Origin of the sequence: Nonomuraea sp. PA05, assembly GCF_008086045.1 — a bacterium.
GTDB lineage: Bacteria > Actinomycetota > Actinomycetes > Streptosporangiales > Streptosporangiaceae > Nonomuraea > Nonomuraea monospora.
In genome coordinates, this window is the sequence record NZ_VSEY01000024.1 from 64,265 (window position 1) to 80,298 (window position 16,034).

7 protein-coding genes are annotated in these 16,034 nt (G+C 74.9%); 6 read left to right on the forward strand and 1 reads right to left on the reverse strand.

Annotated features, from left to right (window positions below; all coding sequences use genetic code 11):
• Positions 1 to 92: 92 nt before the first annotated feature.
• From FXF51_RS33750 to FXF51_RS33775, 6 genes are read left to right on the forward strand one after another with little or no spacing between them, the layout of a single operon-like run.
• Positions 93 to 4,565 carry a non-ribosomal peptide synthetase gene (locus tag FXF51_RS33750; protein ID WP_187414710.1) on the forward strand — a complete coding sequence of 1,491 codons (4,473 nt, stop codon included), beginning with the start codon at positions 93 to 95 and terminating at the stop codon, positions 4,563 to 4,565.
• On the forward strand, positions 4,562 to 8,296 hold the full coding sequence (locus tag FXF51_RS33755; protein ID WP_148438755.1) for a non-ribosomal peptide synthetase: 3,735 nt from the start codon (positions 4,562 to 4,564) through the stop codon (positions 8,294 to 8,296). The genes FXF51_RS33750 and FXF51_RS33755 overlap by 4 nt, the downstream gene beginning before the upstream one ends.
• Complete coding sequence (locus FXF51_RS33760; RefSeq protein ID WP_148438756.1) at positions 8,296 to 11,538, forward strand: non-ribosomal peptide synthetase; 3,243 nt, start codon at positions 8,296 to 8,298, stop codon at positions 11,536 to 11,538. The genes FXF51_RS33755 and FXF51_RS33760 overlap by 1 nt, the downstream gene beginning before the upstream one ends.
• Complete coding sequence (locus tag FXF51_RS33765) at positions 11,535 to 13,496, forward strand: type I polyketide synthase (protein ID WP_148438757.1); 1,962 nt, start codon at positions 11,535 to 11,537, stop codon at positions 13,494 to 13,496. Before FXF51_RS33760 ends, FXF51_RS33765 begins: the two co-directional genes overlap by 4 nt.
• Positions 13,493 to 14,671 (forward strand): cytochrome P450, encoded by a 1,179-nt coding sequence (locus FXF51_RS33770; protein WP_148438758.1) that lies wholly within the window; start codon positions 13,493 to 13,495, stop codon positions 14,669 to 14,671. The genes FXF51_RS33765 and FXF51_RS33770 overlap by 4 nt, the downstream gene beginning before the upstream one ends.
• 9 nt (positions 14,672 to 14,680) lie before the next feature.
• Entirely contained in the window at positions 14,681 to 15,061 is a 381-nt protein-coding gene (locus tag FXF51_RS33775) for a VOC family protein (protein ID WP_148438759.1), read from the forward strand.
• On the opposite strand, the gene FXF51_RS33780 is transcribed toward FXF51_RS33775, so the two are convergent.
• Complete coding sequence (locus FXF51_RS33780; RefSeq protein ID WP_148438760.1) at positions 15,058 to 15,945, reverse strand: TIGR03619 family F420-dependent LLM class oxidoreductase; 888 nt, start codon at positions 15,943 to 15,945, stop codon at positions 15,058 to 15,060. The two genes, FXF51_RS33775 and FXF51_RS33780, sit on opposite strands and share 4 nt — an antisense overlap.
• Positions 15,946 to 16,034: the final 89 nt, after the last annotated feature.

Here is a 16,034-nt window from a genome sequence, read left to right on the forward strand (position 1 = left end):
ATGACGAGCCTGACACGGCCGGCCGACCTGAGCCGGGAGGACCGATGAGCGCCGTTGACCGACCGGTTCGCCGCGCTGAGCCCGGAGGGCCGGTGAGTGCCGCTGACCGGTTCGCCGCGCTGAGTGCCGGGCGCCGGGTGGAGTTGCTGCGCCGCCTGGTCGAGGCGGGCCGGCTGGAGGCGATTCCCGACATCGTGCCCCCGCGCGACCCCACCGCCCCGGTGCGGCTCAGCCCGGCACAGGAGGACCTGTGGGTGTACGAGTCGCTCTATCCGGACACCGCCGCCCTGAACCTGTGCTGTTCCTACCACTTCGACACCCCGGTGGACCCGGCCGACCTGGAGGCGGCGCTGACCATCGTCCAGGGGCACCATGACAGCCTGCGCATGCGCATCACGGGCGAGGTGGGCGGGCTGCGGGTGGAGTCCGCGCCGGCGGAGCCGTTCAAGCTGGAGCGCCTGGACCTGCGCGGCACCGGCGTCGGCCTGCGCGAGGCGCTGCACGCCTTCAGCCGCCGCACGTTCGAGCTGGACGGCGGGCCGCTGATCAGGGGCCAGTACATCACCGTGGACAGCACGCGGGCCACGCTCGTGCTGGCGCTGCACCACATCGCGACGGACTGGTGGTCGTTCGACGTGCTGCACGGCGAGCTGACCGAGGCCTACCGGGCGGTGCGCGACGGGGTCCCGCCGCGTTCGCGCAGGCCCGCCCTCCAGTACGCCGACTTCGCGTGCTGGCAGCGGGAGCTGGAGGCGGCCGGGGTGTTCGAGGCCCAGTTGGGCTGGTGGCGCGACTACCTGGCGAACCCGCCCCGCCCCCTCACCGTCGGTCCTGCGGTCAACCCTCCCGCATGCTGCACGACATCGGGCTTCGGTGTCGAGCAGGTGGTCTTCCGGGTCGGCGCGCGCGTGGAGGCCGCCGTGCGCGCGCTGGCCAAGGAGCGCGGCGCCACCGTGTACGGGGTGCTGATGACGGCGTTCGCGGTGTTCGCGCACCGCCTGTCCGGCGAGCCGGACCTGATCACCGGCACGCCCGTCGCCAACAGGTCCGCCAGGGGCCTGGACCGGGTCATCGGGTACGTGATGAACTCCGTGCCGGTCCGCTGGCGCTTCGACGGCCGCACCACGTTCGCCGAGTCGCTGGCCCGCTTCACCGCCGGCTTCCCGCAGGTGCTCGCGCACGCCGACGTGCCCGTGGGCCGGATCGTGCGGGCGGTGGACCCGGAGCGGGTGGCGGGGCGGTCGCCGTTGTTCCAGTGGGTGTTCATGCATCTGCCGCGCCAGGAGAGCGTGGCCGGGCTGCGGGAGATCGCCGATCCCGAACGGGTGCACACCGGCGGGGAGCACGACCTGATCGGGATCGTGCGTGACGCGGACGACGGGTTCGAGGCGAGCCTGGAGTTCCGTACCGACGTGTACGCGCCCGAGGTGGTGCGGGCGTGGGCCGCCGCCTTCACGACGCTGCTCGGCTCGCTGGTCGCCGAGCCGGACGAGCCCGTGTCCCGGGCCCTGCTGCTGGCCGGGGAGCCGCCGGTTTCGCGGGGCTCCTCGGCCGGGGTGCCCGCGACCACGCTGTACGGGCTGGTGGCGCGGCAGGCCGAGTGCAGGCCAGGGGCGGTGGCCGTCGAGGCCGAGGACGGGCGGCTCACGTACGGGGAGTTGCTGGGGCGGGCCGACACACTGGCCGGGGCGTTGGTGGAGCGGGGGGCGGGGCCTGAGCGGGTGGTGGCGCTGGGGCTGGGGCGGTCCATGGCCATGGTGGTGGCGATGCTGGCGGTGCAGCGGGCGGGTGGGGCGTACCTGCCGGTGGATCCGGACGATCCGGTGGAGAGGGTGGCCTACCTGATCCGGGACGCCGGAGCTCACCTGCTCGTCGCGGAACGAGGCACGCTGCCGGGGCTCGGTGTGGAGCGCGTTTCGCCTGATGCCACCCCCACCTCCATCCCGAAATTTCCGGATATCGACCCGCTCAGCGCGGCATGGGTGATCTACACCTCAGGCTCCAGCGGCCACCCCAAAGGCGTCGTGGTGAGCCACACGGGCGTCGCCTGCCTCGCACACTCCCTGGTGACGTCGTTCGGCCTCACCGAGGACAGCCGCGTCCTGCAGCTCGGCGCGCCCACGTTCGACATCTCGGTGGGCGAGCTGTGCCTGGCGTTCGGCTCCGGCGGCACCCTCGTCATCCCGCCCACCGGCCCCCTGGCCGGGGACGAGCTGGGGCGGGTGCTGCGGGAGCGGCGGGTCACGTTCGGGCTGATCCCGCCGGCGGTGCTGGCCACCGTGCCGCCCGGCGACTACCCCGGCCTGCGCGGCGTCTGCGCCGGGGCCGACGTGTGCCCGCCGGAGCTGGCCGCGAGATGGGCGGACAGGGGCTTCTGGAACGCGTACGGCCCGACCGAGACCACCGTCGGCTCCAGCGTCAGCGACCCGCTCCCCCCGGACGTGGCCCTCCCGCCGATCGGCCGCCCGATCACCGGCACCCGCCTGTACGTCCTGGACGCCCGCCTGCGCCCGGTGCCTGTGGGGGTGCCCGGGGAGCTGTACGTCGGGGGCGCGGGGGTGGCGCGCGGTTACCTCGGCCGGCCGGGGCTGACGGCGGAGCGGTTCGTGGCGGACCCGTTCGCGGCGGGTGAGCGGATGTACCGGACGGGCGATCTCGTGCACCGGCGTCCCGACGGCCAGCTCCAGTTCCTCGGCCGGGCCGACGACCAGGTCAAGGTGCGCGGGTTCCGCATCGAGCCGGGCGAGGTCGAGTCGGTGCTGGCGGGGCACCGGGCGGTCGCGCGGGCGGCGGTCGCGAAGCACGGCGACCGCCTCGTCGCCTACCTCGTGCCGCGCCCGGCCAGCAAGATCGACATCGCCGACGTGCTCGCGCACGCGATGGCCGGGTTGCCGGCGCACATGGTGCCGGGCGAGTACGTGGTGCTCGACGCGTTGCCGCTCACGCCGCGCGGCAAGCTGGACCGGGCCGCGCTCCCCGCGCTCCCCGCGCCCCGCGTGCCCGCCGGGGTGCCGCGGGAGCCGGTCACCGAACGCGAGTCCGCCCTGTGCTCGCTCTTCGCCGAGCTGCTCGGCCTGCCCGGGGTGGGCGCCGAGGACGACTTCTTCCGGCTGGGCGGTGACAGCGTCGCGGCGATCCGGCTGGTCAGCCGGGCACGGGAGCTGGGGATCGGGCTCACGCCGCGCGAGGTGTTCGTCGCCAGGACCCCGGCGGCGCTGGGCGCGCTGGCTCGCGTGGCGGCGCGTGCCGTCGCCGACGTCCCGGCCGGGCGGTTCCCGCTGACGCCGATCATGCACTGGTGGCGCGAGCGCGGCGGCCCGCTGGACGGCTTCACCCAGTCGCTGGTGGTGACCGTCCCCGAGGGGTGCGGTGAGGAGCGCGTCAGGGCGGCGCTGCGCACGCTGACGGCGCGGCACGCCGCCCTGCGGATGCGCCTGCTGCGGCACTCGGAGGACGACTGGGAGCTGGAGGTGCTGGAGGACGCGGCGGAGGTCCCGTTCAGCCGATCCACACCCCAGGAGCCCGACCCGGACCGGGACCGGGCCGCGCCGCCCCCGAAGCCCGACCCGGAGCGTGGCCAGATGCTCACCGCCACCTGGACGCCCCCGGACCGGCTGCTGCTCACCGCCCACCACCTCGCCGTGGACGCCGTCTCCTGGCGCATCCTCGGCCCCGAGCTGACCGCCCTCCTCAACGCCCCCGCCCCCGCTCCACCCCGGGGCACGTCGTTCGCCCGATGGTGCCGCCTCCTGACCGCCGAGGCGCGGCGGCAGGAACGGGTGGCGGCGGAGCTGCCGCTGTGGGAACGCATGGCGACACAGGGGCAGCCCCTCCTCCCCCCGACCGGGCACAAGAGCTACGGCAAGCGCGCCGTCCTCACCAGAACCCTCCCCCAAGACCTCACAGAACAGGCCATCACCCACCTCCCCGCCGCCTTCCACTGCGGCCCGCAGGAGGTGCTGCTCACCGCGCTGGCCATCGCCGTGACGAGGTGGCGCGGCGGCACGAGCATCCTCATGGAGGTCGAAGGCCACGGCCGCGAACCCTTCACGGACGACATCGACGTCTCCGCCACGGTCGGCTGGTTCACCACTCAGTACCCCGTGAGCCTCGACACCTCAGGCACCCCCGCCGCCGCGCTCGAACGCACCAGGGAAACCCTCCGTTCCCTCCCCGGATCAGGCCTCGGCCACGGCCTCCTGCGCTACCTCAACCGGGAGACGGCCGCCGAGCTCGCCCGGCTCCCCATCCCCGACCTGCGCTTCAACTATCTGGGCAGGTTCGAGGGCGACCTGGTGGGCACGCCCGACGCCCCGATGGCGTACGCGCTGGAACTCGACGCCGTGGCTCTGCCGGGCCCCCGCCTGACGGCAAGCTGGTCCCACGCCGCGAACCTCCTCGCACCCCGCCACGTCACGGAGCTGGCCGACCACTGGGAGGCGGCGCTCGCCGAGCTGGCCGCCCAGCACCACGAGGGCGGCGCGACCAGCTCCGGCTTCCCCCTGGTCGACCTGACCCAGGCACAGCTCGAAGAGCTCGAAGCGGACCTGGACGGCGACTGGTGACCGGCAGGCTGGCCGACGTGCTGCCGCTCTCCCCCGCCCAGGAGGGCCTGCTCTTCCACGCCCTGTACGGCGGCGGCGACGTCTACGTGGTGCAGGCCAGGTTCACCGTCGAAGGTGAGGCGGACCCGGCCAGGCTGCGCACGGCCGTGGAGTCCCTGCTCGAACGCCACCCCAACCTGCGCGCCTGCTTCCGCCACAAGGGCCTCGACCGTCCGGTGCAGCTCGTCCCGCGCCGCGTCCGCCTGCCCTGGACGGAGGTGGAGCCGCCGTCGGACGCCGACCTGGAGCGGATGCTGGAGGCGGACCTGCTGCGCCCGTTCGACGTGACGAGGCCGCCGCTGGTGCGCGCCACGCTCGTGCGGCGCCGCGAGCTGGTGCTGACGATGCACCATCTGCTGGTGGACGGCTGGTCGATGCCGATCCTGGCCCGCGAGCTGGCCACCCTGTACGCGGGCGGCCCCGCGCTGCCTCCCGCGCCCCCGTTCCGCGACTACCTGGCGTGGCTGCGCTCCCAGGACGGCGCCCAGGCCCTGGACGCGTGGCGCGAGGCCCTCGCGGACCTGCCGGGATCCACGCTCCTCAGGCCGGGTGCGGGCGTGGCGAGCCCACGGCAGGAGGCGGTGGAGCGCGAGCTGTCGCCGGAGGCGGGCGAGGCCGTGCGGCGGCGGGCGCGGGCCGCCGGGGTGACGGTCAACACCGTGGTGCAGGCGGCGTGGGGGCTGGTGCTGGCGCGGATGACCGGGCGGGACGACGTGGTGTTCGGGGCGGTGGTGTCGGGGCGTCCGCCGGAGGTGGCGGGCGTGGAGTCGATGGTGGGGCTGTTCGCCAACACCCTTCCTGTACGTGTCCGCACCGGGTCCCCCGAGCCGCTGCGGCGGTTGCAGGACGAGCAGGCGCGGCTGTCGCCCCACCACCAGGTACGGCTGGCGGACGTGCGGCGCGACGCCGGGGAGCTGTTCGACACCCTGGTCGCCTTCGAGAACTATCCGCGCGACGGGCTCGACGCCGCGGGCGGGCTGCGGCTGACCGGCGTGCACGACGCCACCCACTACCCGGTGACGGTGACGGTGGTGGCGGGCGAGCGGCTCTGGCTGCGTCTCGGCTACCGTCCCGACCTGGTGAGCCGCGCCGAGGCCGAGGCGATCATCGCCCGGTTCGCGCGGGCGCTGGAGGGGGCCGGCGATCTGCCGTCCGAAGAGCACCGGCTGCTGACGGACTGGGGCGGGCCGCGGAGGGCGGGGGCCCTCGGGTCGGTGCCGGAGCGGTTCGCGGCGCAGGTGGCGCGGACGCCGGACGCGGTGGCGGTCGAGCACGGCGGGCACCCGCTCACCTACGCCGAGCTGGACGCCCGCTCCGACCGGGTGGCCGCGCGCTTGGGCCTGGCGCCGGAGACGCGGGTCGCGCTGCTCATGGAGCGCTCACCCGACCTGGTGGTGGCGCAGCTCGCGGTGCTCAAGGCGGGCGGCTGTTACGTGCCGCTGGACCCGGGCCTGCCGCGGGCCCGGCTGGCGTGGCTGCTGGAGGACAGCGGCGCGCAGGTCGTCCTGACGAAACCGGACGACAGCGAGCCGGACGACCGCGAGCCGGACGACAGCGAGCCGGACGACAGCGGGCCGGACGACAGCGGGCCGGACGGCAGCCCGGCCGCCGCCGTGCACCCGCACGCCGCCGCGTACGTCATGTACACCTCCGGCTCCACCGGCACCCCCAAGGGCGTCGTCGTCACCCACGCCGGCATCCTCGATCTGGCCACCGACCGGCGCTTCTCCGGGCACCGCCGGGTCCTGCTGCACAGCCCGCACACGTTCGACGCGGCCACGTACGAGCTGTGGGCCCCGCTGCTCAACGGCGGCACCGTCGTCATCGCGCCGCCCGGCCCCCTGCGCCCGGACACCGTAGAGCGGTCCCGGCTCAGCGCGATGTGGCTGACGGCCGAGCTGTTCCGCACGCTGGCCGACCTCGCGCCGGACGCGCTCGCCCGCGTCCCCGAGATCTGGGCGGGAGGCGACGTGCTCGCGCCGGAGCCGGTGCGGCGGCTGGCGCGGCGCGGGGTGCGCGTCGTGAACGGGTACGGGCCCACGGAGACCACGACGTTCGCCACCAGCCACCACGCAGGGCCTGAGCCGGGGAGCGGGCCCGTCCCGATCGGCCGCCCGCTGGACGGCACGCGCGTGTACGTCCTGGACGCCCGCCTGCGCGTCGCCCCGATCGGCACCGTCGGCGAGCTGTACATCGCCGGGGACGGGCTGGCGCGCGGCTACCTGGGGCGGCCGGGGCTGACGGCTGAGCGGTTCGTGGCGGACCCGTTCGCGGCGGGTGAGCGGATGTACCGGACCGGGGATCTGGCGCGGTGGACGTTCGGCGGGGAGCTGGAGTTCGCGGGGCGGGCGGACGGCCAGGTGAAGATCCGGGGGTATCGCGTCGAGCCGGGGGAGGTCGAGAGCGTCCTGGAGTCCTGCCCTGACGTGGAACGCGCCGTGGTCAGCGCCGTCCGTGGTGAACGAGGGGGATGGAGGCTGGTCGCCCACGTCGTCCCGCGCGGCGGCGGGGCGCCGGCACGGGTGCGCGAGCACGCCGCGTCCCGCCTGCCGAAACACCTGCTGCCCGCCCAGTACGTCCTCCTCGACCGCCTCCCCCTCACCCCGCACGGCAAGCTGGACCGCGCCGCGCTCCCCGCCCCGGCGGCCCCGCCGGCCCGCCGCCCGGCCGCCGCACCGGGGACGCCTCGCGAGAAGGAGCTGTGTGACCTGTTCACCGAGGTCCTGAGCAGCAGCGCGGGAGCGGACACGGACTTCTTCGAGTCAGGTGGCGACTCGCTGCTCGCCATGCGCCTGACGGCCGCCATCGAGTCCAGGCTCGGCCTGCGCACCTCCATCGCCGCCCTGTTCGAGGCCCCCACCCCGGCGGCGCTGGCCGTCCGCCTCGACAGGGCGGCGCCGGAGCTGGACCTGTCGCCGCTGCTGACCCTGCGCGCCGAGGGCGACGGGCCGCCGCTGTTCTGCGTGCATCCTGGACGGGGCATCGGCTGGTCGTACACCGCGCTGCTGCCGCACCTGGCGCCGGGACGGCCGGTGCACGCGCTGCAGTCGCCCGTGCTCCAGGACCCCCGCCACAGGACGCCGGAGAGCATGCGGGAGATGGCGGACGACTACCTGACGCGGGTGCGGGCCGTCCGTCCCGAGGGGCCGTACCTGCTGCTGGGGCACTCGTTCGGCGGGCTGCTGGCGTACGAGATGGCCGCCCGCCTGCGCGCCGGCGGGCAGGAGGTCGGGCTGGTCGCCTCGCTGGACGCGGTCCCGTGGCCGGCCGGGACGCGGGCCGGCCCTGCGGACGCCGAGCAGGAGGCCCTGACCATCCTGCTGCGCACCCGCACCCTGCACCCGTACGCCCAGCCGGGGCCGCTGGAGCGGGCGCGGGTGTTCGCCGCCGTGCGCGGGAGCGAGGGGCCGCTGTCCGGGCTGGACGACGAACGGCTGTCGGCGGTCGCGGACGCGGTGGCCGGGCATCTGCGGCTGGCCGTCACGTACCGGCCGCCGGCGTTCGACGGGACGGTGGTGCTGTTCTCGGCCACCGCCCAGCCCGGCGGGCTCGCGTCGGCGGTCAAGGCGGAGCGGTGGGCGCCGGCCCGAGTGCGGGTGCACGACCTGGACTGCGGCCACAGCGACCTGCTCAGGCCCGGCCCGGCCGCCGCGATCGCGCGGGTCCTCGAACCGATCCTGGGGAGTGTGTGATGGCGCCGGTCGTCGAGTACGAGTTCCCCCTGTCGCCGGCGCAGGCCAGACTGCTGGTGCTGGACCGGCTCAACCCGGGCACCGCCCAGTACAACGTGCCCGTGGCCTTCGCCGTGCGCGGGCCGTTCGACGTTGCCGCCTTCCGCGCGGCGCTGGACGTGGTGGTGGCGCGGCACGAGTCGCTGCGGACGGTGTTCCGGCCGGGCGACGGCGCGTACGTGCAGGTCGTGGCCGAACAGGCGCGGGCGGCGCTGCGGGTGGCGGAGCGGGACGTGCCGGTGGACGGCGCGGACGAGGTGCTGCGGGCGGAGGCGGCGGCGCCGTTCGACGTGGAGGCGGGACCGCTGCTGCGGTGTGCCGTGTTCAAGGTCGAGGACGGCAGCCATCGGGTGCTGCTCACGGCGCATCACCTGGTGTGCGACGGGTGGTCGCTGGGGCTCCTCCTCCAGGAGCTCTCCGCCGCCTACCGGCCCGGCGCCACCGTCCCAAGCCCTGGCGCCGCCGCGGCTGAGCCGCCCCCGATCCAGTACGCCGACTACGCCGCCTGGCAGCGGGAGCGCCTCGACGCGCACGCCCTGGACGCGGCCATCGCCTACTGGGCGGACACGCTGGCCGACGCGCCCGGGACGCTCGCCCTCCCCACCGACCACCCCCGTCCCGCCGTGCAGTCCACGGCGGGCGGCGTGCACCGGCTGAGCCTCCCTCCGGACACCGGGGCCCGTCTCGCCAAGGTCGCCGCCGAACGCGACGCGACCCCGTTCACCGCCATGTTCGCCGCGTTCGCCGCGTTCCTGTCCAGGATCACCGGCCGGCGCGACCTCCTCGTGGGCGTGCCGGTCTCCGGCCGCGACCACCCCGACGTGCAGAACCTCATCGGCCTGCTGGCCAACACGCTCGCGTTGCGCGCCGACGTGACCGGCGAGCCGTCGTTCCTGGACCTCGTGACCCGCGTGCGCGACCACCTCCTGGAGTCCCGGCCCCACCACGAGGCCCCGTTCGAGGCGGTGGTCGAGGCGCTGGCCCCCGGCAGGGAGCTCAGCCACGACCCGCTCGTGCAGGTCATGCTGGCCTACGACGACGACACCCGGCTCGCGCTCGGCCTGGACGGCTGCGTCACGGAACGCGTGGAGCTGCTGCTGGACGACGCCAAGTTCGACCTGCTGCTGAACGTGCAGCGGGACGGCGACGGCCTGGCCGCCCACTTCGTGCACCGGACGGACCTGTTCGAGCCGGCCACCGTCCGCCACTGGGCGCGCGCGTTCGAGACGCTGCTGGACGGCCTGCTCGACCGCCCCGGCCTGCCCGTCACCGCCCACGACCTGCTCCCGCCCGGCGAGCGCCACCGCGTCCTGCACGACTGGAACGACACCTTCGCCCCCACCCCTGCCGGGCTCGTCCCCGACCTGGTGGCCGAACGCGCCGCCGAGCGGCCCGATGCGACGGCGCTGGTCTGCGGCTCGACCAGGCTCACCTACCGCGAGCTGCTGGAACGCGCGGACCGGCTGGCCGCGCAGTTGCGGGCGGCGGGCGTGGGCCCCGAGGTGCCCGTCGGACTGTGCCTGGCGAGGGGGGTGGAGATGGTGGTGGGCGCGCTGGCGGTGCTGCGGGCGGGGGGCGCGTACGTGCCGCTGGATCCCGGTCATCCGGAGGCGCGGCTGCGGTTCATGGCCGAGGACGCGGGGGTGCGGCTGCTGATCGCCGACGAGCCTCGGGACCTCGGGGTGCCGGTGGCCACGGCCGGCGGGCCGATCCCTGTCGTCGGGGCCCCGCTGGACGCCCGGCCCGCCCTCGCCGACACGGCGTACATCCTTTACACCTCCGGCTCCACGGGCACCCCCAAGGGCGTCGCGGTCGAGCACCGGGCGCTGCTGAACCTCGCGACCGCCGTCCGGCCGCGGTTCCCCGTGACCGGGGAGGATCGGGTGCTGCAGTACGTGTCGTTCGGGTTCGACGTGGCCGTGTCGGACCTGTTCTTCGCGTTCGTGGCGGGGGCGGAGCTGCACGTGGCGGGCGAGTGGGAGCGGCTCGGGGACGATCTGTACGCCCGGCTGCGCGACTCCCGGATCACCTACGCGTTCCTGCCGCCGTCGGCCGCCATGTCGCTACCGCTGGAAGCGCTGCCGGATGCCCTGCCGGAAGCGCTGCCGGAAGCGCTGCCGGAAGCGCTGCCGGAAGCGCTGCCGGAAGCGCTGCCGGAAGCGCTGCCCGACCTGCGCACGCTGGCCATCGGCGGGGAGGCGTGCCCGCCGGAGCTGGTGGACCGCTGGTGGGCGCCGGGGCGGCGGGTGGTGGACGCGTACGGGCCGAGCGAGAACACCGTCTATGCCACCACGGCCGACCTCCAGCCCGGACGCCCTGTGGTGATCGGCCGCCCGGTGGCCAACACCCGCGCCTACGTCCTGGACGAGCGGCTGCGCCCGGTGCCGGTCGGCGTGACGGGCGAGATCTACCTGGCGGGGTCGAGCCTGGCACGCGGGTACGTCAACCGCCCCGCCCTGACCGCCGAACGGTTCGTGGCCGACCCGTTCGGGCCGCCGGGCGAGCGCATGTACCGGACCGGCGACCTGGGCCGGTACGACGCCGACGGGGTGCTGTCGTACCTGGGGCGGGTGGACACGCAGGTCAAGCTGCGCGGGTTCCGCGTCGAGCTGGGCGAGATCGAGACCGTGCTGGCCGCGCACCCGGGTGTGACGGTGGCGGCGGCGGCCGTGCGCGGCGGCCGCCTGACCGTCTACGCGCAACCCGGCGAGCGGCGCCCCACCGTGGCGGAGCTGCGCTCGTGGCTGGCGGCGCGGCTGCCCGGTTACATGGTGCCCGACGCGATCGTGTTCGTCCCCGGGCTGCCCCTCAGCAAGTCCGGCAAGCTGGACCGGGGACGCCTGCCCGACCCGCCCCTCACCCGTCCCGAGCTGGACAGCCCGTACGCGCCCCCGTCCACCCCCACGCAGCGACGAATCGCCGCGATCTGGGCGGCGGCGCTGGACCTGACCCAGGTGGGCCTGCACGACAACTTCTTCGACCTGGGCGGCAACTCCATCCGCCTGCTGTCCGTCCTGACGGCGCTGCGCGGCAGCGGCCTGAGGCTGGTGGACCTGTTCCGGCACCCCACGGTCGCCGCGCTGGCCGCCTACCTGGACGGCACGGTCCCGGACACGGAGCGGGACGAGCCAGGGCAACGGGGGCGGAGCAGACGCGAACGGCTGGCCGCTCGCAGGAGCGCGCAGAGAGGCGAGATGCGATGAACGACGTACCGGCGGCGGCGATCGTGGGGATGAGCGGCCGTTTCCCCGGGGCCCGCGACGTGGGCGAGTTCTGGCGCAACCTCCTCGACGGCGTCTGCTCGATCATCGACTTCACCGAGGAGGAGCTGCTGGCGGCCGGGGTGGACGCGGCCGAGCTGCGCGGCCCCGGGTACGTGGCGTCGAAGGGGTTCCTGGCGGAGGCGGACCGGTTCGAGCACGAGCTGTTCGGGTTCAACTCCACGGAGGCGGCGGCGCTGGACCCGCAGCACCGGCAGCTCCTGGAGACGGCCTGGTCGGCGCTGGAGGACGCCGGGTACGACCCGCGCCGCACCGGCCTGCGCACCGGCGTGTACGTGGGCGGCGGGCCGAGCGAGCACGCGGTCGCGGCCCAGGTGGACGGGCGGTTACGGGCCCGGCTGGGGCCGATGCGGGTGCGGGTGTTCACCGATCGGGAGTTCCTGGCGGGCTGGCTGTCGTACCGGCTGGGGCTGACCGGGCCGAGCCTGACCGTGCAGACGGGCTGCTCCACGTCCCTGGCCACGGTGCACGTGGCCGTGCAGGCGCTGCTGAGCGGGGAGTGCGATCTGGCGCTGGCGGGCGGCGTGTCGATCGACTCGCCGTACCCGCGCGGCTACCTGTACGAGCCCGGCGGCATTTCCTCCCCCGACGGGCGGTGCCGCCCGTTCGACGAGAAGGCGGCGGGCACGGTCGGCGGGGACGGGGTCGGGCTGGTGGTGCTCAGACGCCTGGAGGACGCCGTGGCGGACGGCGACCCGATCCACGCCGTCATCCGGGGCACCGCGGCGGGGAACGACGGGGCCGGGCGGGTGGGGTTCACCGCGCCCGGGGTGGACGGGCAGGTCTCCACCATCGTGGAGGCCTGGGCGGCGGCGGGGCTGGACCCGGCGTCCGCGCAGTTCCTCGAGGCGCACGGGACGGGCACGGACCTCGGCGACCGCATCGAGGTCGCGGCCGCCACGGAGGCCTTCCGCGGGGCTCGGCGGTGTGCGATCGGGTCGGTGAAGTCCAACGTCGGGCATCTGAACGCGGCTGCGGGCGTGGCGGGGCTGATCAAGGCGGTGTTGATGCTGCGGCACCGCACGATGGTGCCCACGGTGAACGTCACCCGCCCGCACCCGGAGCTCCGCCTGGACGCCACCCCGTTCCGGCTGCTCACCGGGGTGGAGGAGTGGGAGCGTCCGGCTTGGGGGCCGCGGCTGGCGGGGGTGTCGTCGCTGGGCATCGGCGGCACGAACGTGCACGTCGTCCTGGAGGAGCCGCCGTCGCCACCGATCGCCACGGGTGGCGCCCGCGAGGCGGTCCTGCCCCTGTCGGCGCGGACCGGCGCGCAGCTCGCCACCGCCGCCCGGCGCCTGGCCGCCGCGCTGCGAGCGCCCGGCGCGCCGCCACTGGCCGACGTCGCCCACACCCTCGCCCACGGCCGCGCCGCCCTGGAGGCCCGCGCCTGCGTGACCGCCACCACCCGCGAGGACGCCGCCACCGCCCTGGAAGCCCTCGCCACCGACCTCGCCACCGGCGGCACGGCCGGATCGGCGTGGGCGGCAGGTGAGGAGGTCGCCTGGCCCGGCACCGGCGGCCACCGCGCCCACCTCCCCACGTACCCCTTCGCAGGCGACCCCCACGAAGCCCTGACCCTGACCGCCCGGCCGGAACCACCGCCCCCCACGCCCCAGCCCTCGGAAGCGGCCGTGACGGCCCTGTTCCTCTCCACCCTCGCCCTGACCACCGACCAGGACCTCGACCGCACCTACTTCGCGGCCGGCGGCGACTCCCTGACCGCCGTCTTCCTGGTCAGCGAACTACGCGACCGCTTCGCCCTGGACGTCCCCATCGACCTGTTCCTGACCGAACTCCCCTTACGCGAGCTGATCGCGAGAGCCGTCCAAGGCGAGGACGACGACCTGCTCACCGGCCTCCTCGACGAGCTGGAACCATGACCCGCCCCCACCCGGACCCCGCCCGGCTCGACACCCTGAACCTCCTCGACCCGCACCTGCACGCCACCACCGACCTGACCCCCCTCTGGCGCCACCTGCGCACCACCGACCCGGTACGCAGGCACGACCGCTTCTGGAGCGTCACCCGCCACGCCGACGTCCTGCACGTCATCCGCGACCCGGCCACCTACACCTCCCTGCACGGCAACATGCTCCGCACCCTCCTGCGCGGCCACGACCCGGGGGCGGGCAAGATGATCGTGGTCACGGACGGCCCCCGCCACGCCGCCCTGCGCCGCCTGCTCACCCCCGGCTTCGGCCCCCGCGCCCTCGGCCCCGTCACCCACTCGATCACCGAAGCCACCAGGGACCTGCTCAAGGCGTTCGTCCGCGAGGGCGGCGGCGACTTCGTCGCGGGGGTGGCCGCCCAGGTGCCGCTGCGCGCGATCTGCGAGCTGCTGGGCGTGCCGGAGCGTGACCGTCAGCGCGTCCTGGAGCTGACCGCGCAGGCCATGCTCGGCGAGGAGGACACCGATCTGGCCGCCAGGATCGCGCAGAGCGAGATCCTGCTCTACTACACCCGCCTGGCGGCCGGACGCAGGTCCGCCCCCGGCGACGACGTCGTCAGCCTGCTCGTCTCGGCGGACCTCACCGAGGAGGAGGTGCTCCTCAACTGCTACAACCTGATCATCGGCGGGGACGAGACGGCCAGGCTGGCGATGGCCGGCGGGCTGCTGGCGCTGGCCACGTACGAGACGGAATGGGCGCGCCTGCGCGCGGACCCCGGCCTGGCCGGGACGGCCGTCGAGGAGGTGCTGCGCTGGACCACGCCGGCCGCGCACGTCGGCCGGGTCGCCACCCGCGCGGCCGGGCTGGGCGGGCGGCGCGTCGAGGCGGGCGACGTGGTGGCGCTGTGGACGGTGTCGGCCAACCGCGACGAGGCGGTCTTCGGCGACCCGGACCGCTTCGACGTGGGCAGGCGGCCGAACAGGCACCTGACGTTCGGCCACGGCCCGCACTTCTGCCTGGGCGCGCAGCTCGCCCGCGCCGAGATCGGGGCGCTGCTGGCGGAGCTGCGCGCGACGGTGACCACCATCGAGGTGACGGGCCCGGTGACGTGGCTGCCGTCGAGCTTCGTCAACGGCGTCGCGACGCTCCCCGTCGCGCTGGCGTAGCCTGCGGGTATGTCCGTCCACTTGAACCACACCATCATGCCGGCCAGGGACAGGGACGCGACCGCCGCCTTCCTCGTCGAGCTCCTCGGCCTGGAGCCGGCGCCCGAGTACGGCCCGTTCCGCGTCGTCTCGCTCGGCAACGACGTGTCGATCGACGTCGTGCAGGCGGGCGAGGAGCTGCCGTCGCTGCACTACGCGTTCCTGGTCGGTGAGGATGAGTTCGACCAGATCTGGGGCCGGATCAAGGAGCGCGGGCTGACGTACTGGGCCGATCCATACCACCGGCACGCGGGGCAGATCAACACCAACGACGGCGGGCGCGGCCTCTACTGGTCCGACCCCAACGGGCACAACCTGGAGATCATCACGGTGCCGTACGGCGGCGGTTAGGGCGCGAGGGCCTCCAGCGCCTCCTCGGCCCGGCGCATCGCCTCCTTCGCGTCGGACGCGGGGATCTCGCGGTCGAAGTTCAGGTCGTGGAAGACCTCGGTGACGCCCCGCTCCGCCAGCGCCCGCACGTCCCGCCTGATCTTCTCGTACGTGCCGGTCAGCGGACGTTCCTCGTCGTGCGCCCGCACCTGCGTGGAGCCGCGGCACACGAACCGGAACGTGCCCGCGTCCCGCCCCGCCCCGGCCAGCTCCGCCTTGATCAGCTCGATCCTGGCGGCGATGGACGCCAGGTCCTCCCTGCTGGAGCTGACCCACCCGTCGGCCAGCCGGGCGGCGCGGCGCAACGCGACCTCGGCCGTGCCGCCGAGCAGGAGCTGCGGCGGCCCTGGCACCGGCTTGGGGTCGATGTGCGCGGGCGGCACGCGGTAGAACTCGCCGTCGTGCCGCACCGGGTCGTCGCGCCACACCTTGCGCAGCACCTCGACGAACTCCTCGCCCCTGCGCCCGCGCCGCGCCATGTCCACGCCGGTCGCCTCGAACTCCTCGGGCAGCCAGCCCAGCCCGATCCCGGCGGTCAGCCTGCCGCCCGACAGCGTCTGCAGGGTGGCGAGCTGCTTGGCCAGCGGCACGGGCTGCACGTACGCGTTGATCACCGCGACGCCGAGCCGGATGCGGCTGGTCACGGCCGACACGTGGGCCAGCGTGATGAGCGGGTCGTGCACGGCGCGGTAGGTGGGCCCCATGTCGTGGCCGACCGGGTAGAGGAGCCGCTGGAACGTCCACAGTTCGTGATAGCCGAGCTCCTCGGCCCGGACGGCGATGCGACGCAGATTCTCGGGCGTGGCCCAGGGGCCTGATACGGGTACGGCGAAACCGACTCTCATGCCACTCAGTCTGACGGACACGATCTCGTCACGGTGTGCCCGGCCCGCGTGCACGTCACACTCCGCGCGGCCACTTCTTGCAGGAGGAC

Bases quoted from the DNA above. Each gene is read 5' to 3' on its own strand.
- FXF51_RS33760 (WP_148438756.1), top strand. From the start codon at position 8,296: ATGGCGCCGGTCGTCGAGTACGAGTTCCCCCTGTCGCCGGCGCAGGCC.
- FXF51_RS33765 (WP_148438757.1), top strand. From the start codon at position 11,535: ATGAACGACGTACCGGCGGCGGCGATCGTGGGGATGAGCGGCCGTTTC.
- FXF51_RS33770 (WP_148438758.1), top strand. From the start codon at position 13,493: ATGACCCGCCCCCACCCGGACCCCGCCCGGCTCGACACCCTGAACCTC.
- FXF51_RS33775 (WP_148438759.1), top strand. From the start codon at position 14,681: ATGTCCGTCCACTTGAACCACACCATCATGCCGGCCAGGGACAGGGAC.
- FXF51_RS33780 (WP_148438760.1), bottom strand. From the start codon at position 15,945: ATGAGAGTCGGTTTCGCCGTACCCGTATCAGGCCCCTGGGCCACGCCC.